At 36.9% G+C, this 12,601-nt stretch carries 12 protein-coding genes; 9 read left to right on the top strand and 3 right to left on the bottom strand.

Translation table 11 applies throughout. The features are described from left to right. Window positions 1–12: 12 nt before the first annotated feature. The gene (locus O3616_RS01655; protein ID WP_000958767.1) at window positions 13–1,635 is read right to left on the bottom strand and encodes an ATP-binding cassette domain-containing protein; all 1,623 of its coding nucleotides are present in this window, start codon (window positions 1,633–1,635) and stop codon (window positions 13–15) included. A 205-nt stretch (window positions 1,636–1,840) separates the two neighbouring features. On the opposite strand from O3616_RS01655, the gene trpS reads away from it, so the two are divergent. Then, a complete protein-coding gene (gene trpS, locus O3616_RS01650) occupies window positions 1,841–2,866 on the top strand; it encodes a tryptophan--tRNA ligase (protein ID WP_371637906.1) in 1,026 nt (341 codons plus the stop codon). A gap of 151 nt (window positions 2,867–3,017) precedes the next feature. Next, window positions 3,018–4,496 (top strand): IMP dehydrogenase, encoded by a 1,479-nt coding sequence (guaB, locus tag O3616_RS01645; RefSeq protein WP_000073401.1) that lies wholly within the window; start codon window positions 3,018–3,020, stop codon window positions 4,494–4,496. Window positions 4,497–4,545: 49 nt separating this feature from the next. Here guaB and recF read toward each other — a convergent pair whose 3' ends face one another. Next, on the bottom strand, window positions 4,546–5,643 hold the full coding sequence (gene recF, locus O3616_RS01640; protein ID WP_061589685.1) for a DNA replication/repair protein RecF: 1,098 nt from the start codon (window positions 5,641–5,643) through the stop codon (window positions 4,546–4,548). Between the two features lie 2 nt (window positions 5,644–5,645). Next, window positions 5,646–6,014: a S4 domain-containing protein YaaA gene (yaaA, locus tag O3616_RS01635; protein ID WP_049487626.1), complete on the bottom strand. Its 369-nt coding sequence runs from the start codon at window positions 6,012–6,014 to the stop codon at window positions 5,646–5,648. A gap of 158 nt (window positions 6,015–6,172) precedes the next feature. Between yaaA and yfmF the strand changes: the two genes are divergently transcribed. From yfmF to O3616_RS01600, 7 genes are read left to right on the top strand one after another with little or no spacing between them, the layout of a single operon-like run. Next, window positions 6,173–7,423 carry an EF-P 5-aminopentanol modification-associated protein YfmF gene (gene yfmF / locus O3616_RS01630; RefSeq protein ID WP_371637905.1) on the top strand — a complete coding sequence of 417 codons (1,251 nt, stop codon included), beginning with the start codon at window positions 6,173–6,175 and terminating at the stop codon, window positions 7,421–7,423. After that, complete coding sequence (gene yfmH, locus O3616_RS01625) at window positions 7,420–8,703, top strand: EF-P 5-aminopentanol modification-associated protein YfmH (protein ID WP_371637904.1); 1,284 nt, start codon at window positions 7,420–7,422, stop codon at window positions 8,701–8,703. Before yfmF ends, yfmH begins: the two co-directional genes overlap by 4 nt. A gap of 41 nt (window positions 8,704–8,744) precedes the next feature. Then, window positions 8,745–9,575 carry a cytoskeleton protein RodZ gene (gene rodZ, locus O3616_RS01620; protein WP_049487620.1) on the top strand — a complete coding sequence of 277 codons (831 nt, stop codon included), beginning with the start codon at window positions 8,745–8,747 and terminating at the stop codon, window positions 9,573–9,575. 10 nt (window positions 9,576–9,585) lie between these two features. Then, window positions 9,586–10,131: a CDP-diacylglycerol--glycerol-3-phosphate 3-phosphatidyltransferase gene (pgsA, locus tag O3616_RS01615; RefSeq protein ID WP_371637903.1), complete on the top strand. Its 546-nt coding sequence runs from the start codon at window positions 9,586–9,588 to the stop codon at window positions 10,129–10,131. Further along, window positions 10,128–10,955, top strand: a complete 828-nt coding sequence (locus tag O3616_RS01610; RefSeq protein WP_371637902.1) for an energy-coupling factor ABC transporter ATP-binding protein — start codon at window positions 10,128–10,130, stop codon at window positions 10,953–10,955. Before pgsA ends, O3616_RS01610 begins: the two co-directional genes overlap by 4 nt. After that, on the top strand, window positions 10,940–11,779 hold the full coding sequence (locus O3616_RS01605; protein WP_371637900.1) for an energy-coupling factor transporter ATPase: 840 nt from the start codon (window positions 10,940–10,942) through the stop codon (window positions 11,777–11,779). Before O3616_RS01610 ends, O3616_RS01605 begins: the two co-directional genes overlap by 16 nt. Beyond that, window positions 11,772–12,566, top strand: coding sequence for an energy-coupling factor transporter transmembrane protein EcfT (locus O3616_RS01600; RefSeq protein WP_061589679.1), 795 nt, complete (start codon window positions 11,772–11,774; stop codon window positions 12,564–12,566). The genes O3616_RS01605 and O3616_RS01600 overlap by 8 nt, the downstream gene beginning before the upstream one ends. The last annotated feature ends 35 nt before the right edge of the window (window positions 12,567–12,601 follow it).

Here is a 12,601-nt window from a genome sequence, read left to right as displayed (position 1 = left end):
GTTTTGAAGATTTTAGTCTTTCCAAAGTTCTTTTACTTTTGCTTGTACTTCTGCATTCTCTAGGAATTCATCATAGGTTTCATCGATACGGTCAATGACGCCATTTTTAGACAAGACAATGATATGGTTAGCTAGAGTTTGAATAAACTCGTGGTCATGGCTGGCAAAGATAATTGATTCTTTAAAGTTTTTCAATCCATCATTCAAGCTTGAGATAGATTCCAAGTCCAAGTGATTGGTTGGATCATCAAGTACAAGGACATTTGATTTCAAGAGCATGAGTTTTGAAAGCATGACACGCACTTTTTCTCCCCCTGACAAAACGTTTACAGGTTTGTTAACTTCATCTCCAGAGAAGAGCATACGGCCGAGGAAGCCACGTAGGAAAGTATTGTCATCTTCTTCTTTACTTGCGAATTGACGCAACCAGTCAAGGATTGACTCTCCTCCTGCAAAATCGGCCGAGTTATCTTTTGGCAAGTAAGAACGGCTAGTAGTTACTCCCCACTTGACAGTTCCTTCATAGTCAATGTCTCCCATGATTGCACGAATTAATGCAGTCGTTTGGATGTCATTTTGCCCAATAAGCGCTGTCTTATCACCTGGGCGTAAGATAAAGCTGATATTATCTAAAATAGTCTCACCATCAATCTTTACAGATAGATTTTCTACTGTCAAGAGATCATTACCAATCTCACGTTCCGCTTTAAAGTTAATAAATGGATATTTACGACTAGATGGTACAATCTCTTCTAGCTCAATCTTATCAAGCATTTTCTTACGTGATGTTGCTTGTCTTGATTTAGAAGCATTAGCAGAGAAACGAGCAACGAATTCTTGCAATTGCTTAATTTTTTCTTCTGCTTTAGCATTACGGTCTGCTAGCAATTTAGCAGCGAGTTCAGAAGATTCCTTCCAGAAGTCATAGTTTCCGACATAGAGTTTGATTTTTCCAAAGTCAAGGTCGGCCATGTGAGTACATACTTTATTTAAGAAGTGACGGTCGTGGGATACTACGATAACGGTGTTATCAAAATCAATCAAGAAGTCTTCTAACCAAGTAATCGATTGAATGTCCAAACCGTTGGTAGGCTCGTCCAAAAGAAGAACATCTGGTTTACCAAAAAGTGCTTTGGCGAGGAGAACCTTTACTTTTTCACCGTTGGCCAATTCGCTCATGTTTTGATAGTGCAATTCTTCTGGAATGTTTAGGTTTTGAAGTAGTTGAGAGGCTTCGCTTTCTGCTTCCCAGCCTCCAAGCTCAGCAAACTCTCCTTCGAGTTCGGCAGCACGCACTCCATCCTCATCTGAGAAATCTTCCTTCATGTAGATAGCATCTTTCTCTTTCATGATGCTATAAAGTTTTTCATTTCCCATGATAACCACATCAATGGCACGTTCGTCTTCATAGTCAAAGTGATTTTGACGAAGAACAGAGAGACGTTCATCTGGACCAAGAGAGATGTGACCAGTAGTAGGTTCGATATCTCCGGCTAAAATTTTTAAAAAGGTAGATTTTCCGGCACCATTAGCACCAATTAATCCGTAAGTATTTCCTTCTGTAAATTTGATATTGACATCATCAAAAAGTTTGCGATCACTAAAACGTAGTGAAACATCAGATACTGTAAGCAATGTTTTTCTCCTATATGTGTAATATATTTATTCTACTAGAAAATACGGAAATATTCAAATTTTTATCTGTCAATTTTATGTAAATTACATTTACAGTATACTTTACACGAATCCGTAAATAGCAAGACTGATTTATTTTGATAAATTACGGTTATTTCATTAAAAAAATGCTATAATTGAAGGGACTATATCGAAGGAGAATAAAATGATTAAACCCATTATTTTAACAGGAGACCGTCCAACAGGGAAATTGCATATTGGACATTATGTTGGAAGTCTCAAAAATCGAGTTTTATTACAGGAAGAGGATAAGTATGATATGTTTGTGTTCTTGGCTGACCAACAAGCTTTGACAGATCATGCTAAAGACCCTCAAACAATTGTAGAGTCTATCGGAAATGTTGCTTTGGATTATCTTGCAGTTGGATTGAATCCAAGTAAATCGACAATCTTTATTCAAAGTCAAATTCCAGAGTTGGCTGAGTTGTCTATGTATTATATGAATCTAGTTTCATTAGCACGTTTGGAACGAAATCCGACAGTAAAAACAGAGATTGCTCAGAAAGGCTTTGGGGAAAGTATTCCGACAGGATTCTTGGTCTACCCAATCGCTCAAGCAGCTGACATCACAGCTTTCAAGGCTAATTATGTTCCTGTTGGGACAGATCAGAAACCAATGATTGAGCAAACTCGTGAAATTGTTCGTTCTTTTAACAATGCATATAACTGTGATGTTTTGGTAGAACCGGAAGGTATTTATCCAGAAAATGAGAGAGCAGGTCGTTTACCTGGTTTAGATGGAAATGCTAAAATGTCTAAATCACTCAATAATGGTATTTATTTAGCTGATGATGCGGATACTTTGCGTAAAAAAGTAATGAGTATGTATACAGATCCAGATCATATCCGCGTTGAGGATCCAGGTAAAATTGAAGGAAATATGGTTTTCCATTATCTAGATGTTTTTGGTCGTCCAGAAGATGCTCAAGAAATTACTGACATGAAAGAACATTATCAACGAGGTGGTCTTGGTGATGTGAAGACCAAGCGTTATCTACTTGAAATATTAGAACGTGAACTGGGTCCTATTCGTGAGCGCCGTATTGAATTTGCTAAGGATATGGGAGAAGTTTATAATATGCTTCAAAAAGGTAGTGAAAGAGCGCGTGAAGTTGCAGGTCAAACCCTATCTGAGGTTAAAGGAGCAATGGGACTTCATTACTTTAAATAAGTTTATTTTACAAGAAACTATCATTTCTATCTCGAAGAAAAGATAGTTTTTTATTTACCCCTGTAACATTTGACAAATTTTTATAGAATGGTATGATAGATACAATATAAAAAGAGTCAAGCTCAAAAAGAAAGAAAAGAGGAAACTTCGAATGTCTAATTGGGACACTAAATTTTTGAAAAAAGGTTTTACCTTTGATGATGTATTGCTTATTCCAGCTGAAAGTCATGTGTTGCCTAACGATGCAGATTTAACAACTAAATTGGCAGATAATTTGACTTTAAATATCCCAATTATTACCGCTGCTATGGACACAGTTACAGAGAGTCAAATGGCCATTGCTATTGCTCGTGCAGGCGGTCTCGGAGTTATCCATAAAAACATGTCAATTGCTCAGCAAGCAGACGAGGTTCGCAAGGTAAAACGTTCTGAAAATGGAGTTATTATTGATCCGTTCTTCTTGACTCCTGAACATACAATTGCTGAAGCTGATGAGCTTATGGGACGTTACCGTATCAGTGGTGTTCCAGTTGTTGAAACACTTGAAAATCGTAAATTGGTTGGTATTTTGACAAACCGAGATCTTCGTTTTATTTCAGATTATAACCAACCAATCTCAAATCATATGACCAGTGAAAATCTTATTACTGCTCCTGTGGGTACAGATCTTGCAACAGCTGAGAGCATTCTTCAAGAACACCGTATTGAAAAACTTCCGTTGGTAGATGAAGAAGGTCGTCTTTCTGGTTTGATTACTATCAAAGATATTGAAAAAGTTATTGAGTTTCCAAATGCCGCTAAAGATGAGTTTGGTCGTCTACTAGTTGCAGGTGCAGTAGGTGTTACTTCAGATACATTTGAACGTGCAGAGGCACTTTTTGAAGCAGGAGCAGATGCGATTGTTATTGATACTGCACATGGTCATTCTGCAGGTGTCTTGCGTAAAATTGCTGAGATTCGTGCTCACTTCCCAGATCGTACTTTGATTGCTGGAAATATTGCAACAGCTGAGGGTGCACGTGCCCTTTATGAAGCAGGTGTAGATGTTGTCAAGGTTGGTATTGGACCAGGTTCTATCTGTACTACTCGTGTGATTGCAGGTGTTGGTGTTCCACAAGTAACAGCTATCTATGATGCTGCAGCTGTTGCGCGTGAATATGGTAAAACGATCATTGCTGACGGTGGAATCAAGTATTCTGGAGATATTGTAAAAGCTCTTGCGGCTGGTGGAAATGCTGTTATGCTTGGATCTATGTTTGCTGGAACTGATGAAGCTCCAGGAGAAACCGAAATCTTCCAAGGACGTAAATTCAAGACTTACCGTGGTATGGGTTCAATCGCTGCTATGAAGAAAGGCTCAAGCGATCGTTACTTCCAAGGTTCTGTCAATGAAGCAAACAAACTCGTTCCAGAAGGAATTGAAGGTCGTGTTGCTTATAAAGGAGCGGCAGCTGATATTGTCTTCCAAATGATTGGTGGTATTCGCTCTGGTATGGGTTACTGTGGTGCAGCTAACCTTAAAGAACTACATGATAACGCTCAATTTATTGAAATGTCTGGTGCTGGTTTGAAAGAAAGCCATCCTCATGATGTACAAATTACTAATGAGGCACCAAATTATTCTATGTAAAAACAATGAAAAGAACTCCCGTGAAAACAGGAGTTCTTTTACAATGCTGTCAATTTTTGTTTACAGAAACTTTACCACCCTGAATAGCGAAAATACTTAGATTTTCTGGTAGATTCTGAAGATGATCTAAGCTGGTTGTTGTAATAAAGGTTTGGATTGAATGAGAAATCGTTTCTAATAATTTTAGTTGTCTAGTGTTGTCAAGTTCGCTCATAACATCGTCAAGTAGTAATATTGGAGACTCTGTAGTAATACTTTCCATTAATTCGATTTCTGCTAATTTTATAGAAAGGACGAGACTACGATGTTGACCTTGACTTCCAAAGCTAGCATCCATCCCATTTATATAAAAAGAAATATCATCTCGATGAGGACCAACACCAGTATTCTTTTTAAATAAATCTCTGGACCTACTTTTTTCTAAAGCAATTTTGAAAGATTCTGATAAGTTTTCTTTGTCAGCTATCTTGACAGAAGATTGATAGGCTATTGACAACTCTTCAATCTGATTAGAGAGTTCAAAATGTTTCTTACGCCCAAATGATTCTAGTTTTTTTATGAAATCTAAGCGGTGATTCATCACACGACATCCATAATCGACTAGCTGATCATCTAGTACTGAAAGGAAGGTTTCATCTATTGTTTGAGCTGATTTTAAATAGGTATTTCTTTGCTTTAGGATATGGTTATAATTGGTTAAGTCAGATAAATAGATTGGCTTAATTTGTCCAAGCTCCATATCAATGAATTTTCGTCGAACCGAAGGTGCTCCTTTAATTAGTTGTAAATCTTCCGGAGCAAATAAGACAACATTCATGTGTCCTACGTAATCTGAAAGTCGTGCCTGTTTTAAGTGATTAACTTTTGTCACACGCCCTTTTTGTGTTAGTTCGATTTCGAGAGGAATGGATCCCGTTTGTTTTTGAACAAGACCTGAAAGATGAAGTTGTTCCTCGTCAAAATGAATGAGATTTTTATCTGTTCGAGTCCGATGACTACGTGTTAAGGCTAAAAAATAGATAGCCTCTAACATATTTGTTTTACCTTGCGCATTGCGTCCTAAAAAGACATTCAATTTAGGGTTAAAGTCTATTTTCGTCTCTTTATAGTTACGAAAAGTCTTGAGAGATAGGTGTTGTAGCCACATGATTATCTACCAGGAAATCGCGGAGCTTGTTTGCTTTTGGGTGATGAAGTAGGTTTTGATTTATCTTTTTTTACCCCCTTATTCATCTCCTTAACAAGTTTAGCGATTCGTTCTTTTTCAACTTTATCAGCCTGATACTCCTCTTGCTCCTCAGAAGTAGGTTGTGTCAACAAGATGTCAATATTCATGTCAGGGATGTCAACTTTATCGCCAATACGAAGTTTTTTACCACGACGACTTTCTAATTCCCCATTAAAGTAAACAGAATGTTCAGAGAGAAATGATTTGATAGCTCCTCCGCTATGTGTAATTCCAAGTTCTTTGAGTAGTGCTTGGAGGGTAATAAATTCTTCAAATAATTTGTATTCCATAATTCACCTCAATCTTTGGTATTATACCATATTTTCCTAAAAATAGTGAGAGAAACAAGGAATAATGTAAGCGATTTTTATTTCAAAAGTGTTACAGAGAACAAGAAAATTTCAGTTTTTCGTGATATAATAGAAGTCTGTATATAAGGAGGTAAATCATGGAGTTAGTGCATGGAATTTCAACACATTTTATCCAATCAAAAAAGTTTAAAACGAACAAAATCGCCGTGCGTTTTACCACTCCATTATCTCTTGATACGATTGCAGGTCGCATGTTGAGTGCGAGTATGCTAGAGACTGCTAATCAGATGTACCCTACTTCTCAAGCTTTGAGAAAACATTTGGCCAGTCTATACGGTACAGATATGTCAACCAATTGTTTCAGAAGAGGGCAAAGTCACATTGTAGAATTGACATTTACCTATGTTCGTGATGAGTTTTTAAGTAGGAAAAATGTGCTAACTTCTCAGGTTTTGGAACTTTTAAAAGAAACTCTTTTTTCCACCGTAGTAGTTGATAATGGGTTTGATTCGGACTTATTTGAAATTGAGAAAAAACAATTGTTAGCAAGTTTAGCAGCTGATATGGATGATTCTTTTTATTTTGCACATAAAGAATTGGATAAATTATTTTTTCATGATGAACGTCTCCAATTGGAATATAGTGATTTACGAAATCGTATTTTAGCTGAAACTCCACAGAGTTCTTATTCTTGTTTCCAAGAATTTTTGGCCAATAATCGAATAGATTTCTTTTTCCTAGGTGATTTTAATGAGGTTGAAATTCAAAATGTATTAGAATCATTTGGCTTTAAAGGTCGAAAAGGAGATGTGAAGGTTCAGTATTGTCAACCTTATTCCAATATTCTGCAGGAAGGTATGGTTCGGAAAAATGTGGGACAATCCATTGTGGAATTAGGTTATCATTGCCCTTCTGAATATGGTGATGAGCAACATTTCCCCATGATTGTAATGAATGGTTTACTTGGTGGATTTGCTCACTCTAAACTATTTACAAATGTCCGTGAAAATGCTGGATTGGCTTATACTATTTCAAGTCAGCTTGATTTGTTTAGTGGATTCTTGAGGATGTATGCTGGCATTGATCGAGAAAATCGGAATCAGGCTCGAAAAATGATGAATAATCAACTGCTTGATTTAAAAAAAGGTTATTTTACAGAGCTTGAGCTAGAGCAGACCAAGGAAATGATTCGTCGGTCTTTGTTGCTTTCTCAAGATAATCAAGGTTCATTGATTGAACGTGCTTATCAAAATGCCTTACTTGGAAAATCTTCAGCAGAATTTAAAGGTTGGATTGCAAAACTTGAGCAAGTTGACAAAGATGCTATTTGTAGAGCAGCTAGTAATGTGAAATTACAAGCAATTTACTTTATGGAAGGAATAGAATGACAAAGGTTGTTTTTGAAGAAAAGTACTATCCAGCTGTAAAAGAAATGGTTTATCGAACTCGTTTAGCAAACGGATTGACAGTTGCTCTTTTGCCTAAAAAGGAATTTAAAGAGGTTTACGGGAGTGTAACTGTACAGTTTGGTTCGGTAGATACGCTTGTAACAGAAGTTGACGGATATGTAAAAGAATATCCTGCGGGAATTGCTCATTTTCTTGAACATAAATTATTTGAGAGAGAAGATGCTAGCGATTTGATGTCGGCTTTTACGAGTCTAGGTGCAGATAGTAATGCCTTTACAAGCTTTACAAAAACAAGTTATCTTTTTTCAGCAACGGATCATTTTTTAGAAAATTTGGACTTACTTGATGAATTGGTAACATCAGCACAATTTACTGAAGATTCTATTTTAAGGGAGCAGGATATTATACAGCAAGAACGAGAAATGTATCAAGATGATCCAGATTCGTGTTTATTCTTTTCAACTTTAGCGAATTTGTATCCTGGTACACCTTTAGCAACTGATATAGTTGGAAGTGAGGAGTCAATTTCCCAAATCAATCTAACTAATTTGCAAGAAAATTTTACAAGATTTTACAAACCTGTAAACATGTCTCTGTTTTTCGTTGGTAATTTTGATGTGGAACGAGTACAGGACTATTTTGAAAGCAAAGAACTGAAAGATTTAGATGTTCAGGAAGTAGTAAGAGAAAAGCTTGTTTTACAAGATGTAAAGCAAACAGACAGTATGAGAATGGAAGTGTCTTCTCCCAAACTAGCGATTGGTATTAGAGGTAAGCAAGAAGTTGCTGAAGCGGATTGCTATCGATATCATATTTTATTAAAATTATTGTTTGCAATGATGTTTGGTTGGACTTCGGATCGTTTTCAGAAATTATATGAATCAGGTAAAATTGATGCGTCCTTATCTCTGGAAGTTGAAGTAACAAGTCGTTTTCATTTTGTTATGTTGACAATGGATACAAAAGAGCCAGTTGCTTTATCTCATCAGTTTAAAAAGGCTATTCGTAATTTCACAAAGGATATAGATATTACAGAGGATCATTTAGACATTATCAAAAGAGAGATGTTTGGAGAATTTTTCAGTAGCATGAACTCTCTTGAATTTATTGCAACGCAATATGATGCTTTTGAAAATGGTGAGACAATTTTTGATTTGCCGAAAATTTTACAGGAAATTACTTTGGAGGATGTCCTTGATGCTGGACATCATTTAATAGATGATGGTGATATAGTTGATTTTACAATATTCCCATCGTAGTAACCTATCATAATCGATACTAGAAAGAAGGAATGACAAGTATGAGGAAAAAAACAATTGGTGAGGTTTTACGTTTAGCTAGAACCAACCAAGGGTTGACTTTAGAAGAATTACACAAAAAAACAGAAATTCAGTTGGATATGTTGGAAGCGATGGAAGCTGATGATTTTGATCAACTTCCTAGTCCATTTTATACTCGTTCTTTTTTGAGAAAGTATGCGTGGGCAGTTGAGCTAGATGAGCGAATTGTCTTGGATGCTTATGATTCTGGGAGCATGATTACTTATGAGGAAGTAGATGTTGATGAAGAGGAGTTGACAGGTAGGAGACGTTCAAGTAAGAAAAATAAGACATCATTTTTACCTTTATTTTATTTTATACTCTTTGCACTATCGATTGTCATTTTTGTGACTTATTATGTTTGGAATTATATTCAGACTCAACCGGAGCGTTCATCTGCGTCTAGTTATAGTGTAGTCCAAGCAACAAGCTCGACTAGTTCTGCAACTCCATCTTCAACTAGTAGTGGTTCATCAAGTAGCTCTTCGAATATTGAACCAGTTATAAGTGTATCAGGTGAAGGAAATTATGTAGAAATCGCTTATAAAACAAGTAAGGAAACTGCAAAATTGCAATTATCGGTTTCAGATGCTAGAAGTTGGGTTAGTGTTTCAGAAAGTGAGCTTGAGGGTGGTGTGACCTTATCACCGGATAATAAAAGTGCGGAAACAACAGTTTCAACAAAAAATCCTGTGACCATTACTTTAGGTGTTGTCAAAGGTGTTGCTTTAACAGTAGATAATCAGACTGTTGATTTATCGAAATTAACAGCTCAAACTGGACAAATCACTGTAACCTTTACTAGAAATTAAGGAAAAACGAATGAAAAAAGAACAAATTCCCAATCTCTTAACAATAGGTCGAATTCTCTTTATACCTATTTTTATCTTTATTTTAACGATAGGAAATTCGCTAGAAAGTCATATAGCAGCAGCTATTATATTTGCTATTGCCAGTATTACCGACTATTTAGATGGATATTTAGCTCGTAAATGGATTGTGGTTAGCAACTTTGGGAAGTTTGCGGATCCAATGGCGGATAAGTTACTAGTAATGTCGGCTTTTATTATGCTGATTGAGTTAGGTATGGCTCCAGCTTGGATTGTTGCAGTGATTATTTGTCGTGAGTTGGCTGTGACAGGTTTAAGGCTTTTATTGGTTGAAACTGGTGGAACAGTTTTAGCAGCAGCAATGCCTGGAAAAATTAAAACTTTTAGTCAGATGTTTGCGATTATTTTCTTGCTATTACATTGGACTTTGATTGGTCAAGTCCTACTTTATGTAGCCTTGTTTTTCACTATCTACTCTGGCTATGATTATTTCAAGGGTAGTGCCTATGTATTTAAAGGGACATTTGGTTCGAAATGAAATCAATAATTGATGTAAAAAATCTTTCTTTTCGTTATAAGGAAAGTCAGGAATACTATGATGTGAAGGATATTACGTTTCACGTGAAACGTGGAGAATGGATTTCGATTGTAGGGCATAATGGTAGTGGTAAATCAACGACGGTTCGATTAATTGATGGCTTACTGGAAGCAGAATCCGGAGAGATTGTAATTGATGGCAAACGGCTGACTGAGGAGAATGTTTGGAGTATACGTCGTCAAATCGGTATGGTTTTTCAAAATCCAGACAATCAATTTGTTGGAGCGACTGTTGAAGATGATGTTGCCTTTGGTTTGGAAAATCAGGGCCTTTCTCGTCAAGAAATGAAAAATAGAGTGGAAGAAGCTCTGGGTTTGGTTGGCATGTTGGACTTTAAAAAGAGAGAGCCGGCGCGTCTATCGGGTGGCCAAAAGCAACGTGTGGCCATTGCAGGTGTTGTAGCCCTAAGACCAGCTATTTTAATCCTAGATGAAGCAACGAGTATGTTGGATCCTGAGGGTCGTAGAGAACTTATTGAGACAGTAAAAGGAATTCGAAAAGACTATGATATGACGGTCATTTCCATTACACATGATTTGGAAGAAGTTGCCATGAGTGATCGCGTATTGGTCATGAAAAAAGGGGAAATTGAATCAACTAGTAGCCCTAGAGAACTTTTCTCTCGAAATGATTTAGATCAAATTGGATTAGACGATCCTTTTGCCAATCAATTAAAAAATTCTTTGAGCCAGAATGGCTATGATTTGCCTGAAAATTATTTGACAGAAAGTGAGCTAGAGGATAAGCTATGGGAATTGCTCTAGAAAATGTGAGTTTTACATATCAAGAAGGGACTCCTTTAGCTTCAACAGCTTTGTCGGATGTTTCTTTGACGATTGAAGATGGTTCTTATACGGCCTTAATTGGGCACACAGGTAGCGGTAAATCAACTATTTTACAACTCTTAAATGGTTTATTGGTGCCAAGTCAAGGGAGTGTGCGAGTTTTTGATACCTTAATCACCTCGAATTCTAAAAATAAAGATATTCGTCAAATTAGAAAACAGGTTGGCTTGGTATTTCAGTTTGCTGAAAATCAGATTTTTGAAGAAACGGTTTTGAAAGACGTTGCTTTTGGACCGCAAAATTTTGGAGTTTCTGAAGAAGATGCGGAGCAGATTGCGCGTGAGAAACTGGCTCTGGTTGGAATTGATGAATCACTTTTTGATCGTAGCCCGTTTGAGCTGTCAGGTGGACAAATGAGACGTGTCGCAATTGCAGGCATACTTGCCATGGAGCCAGCAATATTAGTCTTAGATGAACCCACAGCAGGCCTGGATCCTCTGGGAAGAAAAGAGTTGATGAACTTGTTCAAAAAACTCCACCAGTCAGGGATGACCATTGTCTTGGTAACGCATTTGATGGATGATGTTGCTGAATATGCAAATCAAGTCTATGTGATGGAAAAGGGACGTTTAGTTAAGGGTGGTAAACCAAGTGATGTCTTTCAAGATGTTGTCTTTATGGAAGAAGTGCAGTTGGGAGTACCTAAAATTACAGCTTTTTGTAAACGATTGGCTGATAGAGGCGTGTCATTTAAACGATTACCGATTAAGATAGAGGAGTTCAAGGAGTCGCTAAATGGATAGTATGATTTTGGGGCGTTATATCCCAGGGGATTCGATTGTTCACCGATTGGATCCACGTAGCAAATTGCTTGCCATGATGCTACTGATTTTGATTGTGTTTTGGGCTAATAACCCCTTGACGAATCTAATTCTTTTTATAGCGACAGGGATATTTATTGCCTTGTCAGGAGTATCTCTTTCATTTTTTATTCAGGGCTTGAAGTCTATGTTTTTCTTGATTGCCTTCACAACTATTTTTCAACTGTTTTTCATTTCTAATGGGAATGTTTTATTTGAGTTTTCATTTGTGAGAATCACAGATTATGCTTTGCAACAAGCTGGAATTATTTTTTGTCGCTTTGTATTGATTATTTTCTTTTCAACTTTGTTAACTTTAACTACCATGCCTTTAAGTTTGGCGTCAGCTGTTGAAGCTTTATTAGCACCTTTAAAGCGTGTGAAAGTTCCAGTTCATGAAATTGGCTTAATGCTATCTATGAGTTTGCGTTTTGTTCCGACCTTAATGGATGATACGACGCGGATTATGAATGCACAGAAAGCGCGTGGAGTGGATTTTGGTGAAGGAAGCATTGTTCAAAAGGTGAAGGCTATGATTCCCATTTTGATTCCTCTTTTTGCGACAAGTTTAAAACGTGCAGATTCCTTGGCTATTGCCATGGAAGCACGCGGTTATCAGGGGGGAAAAGGCAGAAGTCAATACCGACAACTGAAATGGACTCGAAAGGATACACTTACTATTCTTGTTATTCTCGGACTTGGTTGTTGCTTATTTTTCTTAAAATCTTAGTAGCTTTCAGGAATTCATAAAAAATTACTGTAACA

Source organism: Streptococcus sp. 27098_8_86, from assembly GCF_041432595.1.
Classification (GTDB): Bacteria; Bacillota; Bacilli; order Lactobacillales; family Streptococcaceae; genus Streptococcus; species Streptococcus pneumoniae_F.
This window is presented reverse-complemented; position numbering and strand designations above follow the sequence as displayed.

What these genes read in the sequence shown, in the direction of transcription:
- O3616_RS01600 (WP_061589679.1), top strand. Translation starts at nt 11,772, where the DNA reads ATGGATAGTATGATTTTGGGGCGTTATATCCCAGGGGATTCGATTGTT.
- yaaA (WP_049487626.1), bottom strand. Translation starts at nt 6,014, where the DNA reads ATGGAATACAAATTATTTGAAGAATTTATTACCCTCCAAGCACTACTC.
- trpS (WP_371637906.1), top strand. Translation starts at nt 1,841, where the DNA reads ATGATTAAACCCATTATTTTAACAGGAGACCGTCCAACAGGGAAATTG.
- rodZ (WP_049487620.1), top strand. Translation starts at nt 8,745, where the DNA reads ATGAGGAAAAAAACAATTGGTGAGGTTTTACGTTTAGCTAGAACCAAC.
- yfmH (WP_371637904.1), top strand. Translation starts at nt 7,420, where the DNA reads ATGACAAAGGTTGTTTTTGAAGAAAAGTACTATCCAGCTGTAAAAGAA.
- guaB (WP_000073401.1), top strand. Translation starts at nt 3,018, where the DNA reads ATGTCTAATTGGGACACTAAATTTTTGAAAAAAGGTTTTACCTTTGAT.
- recF (WP_061589685.1), bottom strand. Translation starts at nt 5,643, where the DNA reads ATGTGGCTACAACACCTATCTCTCAAGACTTTTCGTAACTATAAAGAG.
- yfmF (WP_371637905.1), top strand. Translation starts at nt 6,173, where the DNA reads ATGGAGTTAGTGCATGGAATTTCAACACATTTTATCCAATCAAAAAAG.
- O3616_RS01610 (WP_371637902.1), top strand. Translation starts at nt 10,128, where the DNA reads ATGAAATCAATAATTGATGTAAAAAATCTTTCTTTTCGTTATAAGGAA.
- pgsA (WP_371637903.1), top strand. Translation starts at nt 9,586, where the DNA reads ATGAAAAAAGAACAAATTCCCAATCTCTTAACAATAGGTCGAATTCTC.
- O3616_RS01605 (WP_371637900.1), top strand. Translation starts at nt 10,940, where the DNA reads ATGGGAATTGCTCTAGAAAATGTGAGTTTTACATATCAAGAAGGGACT.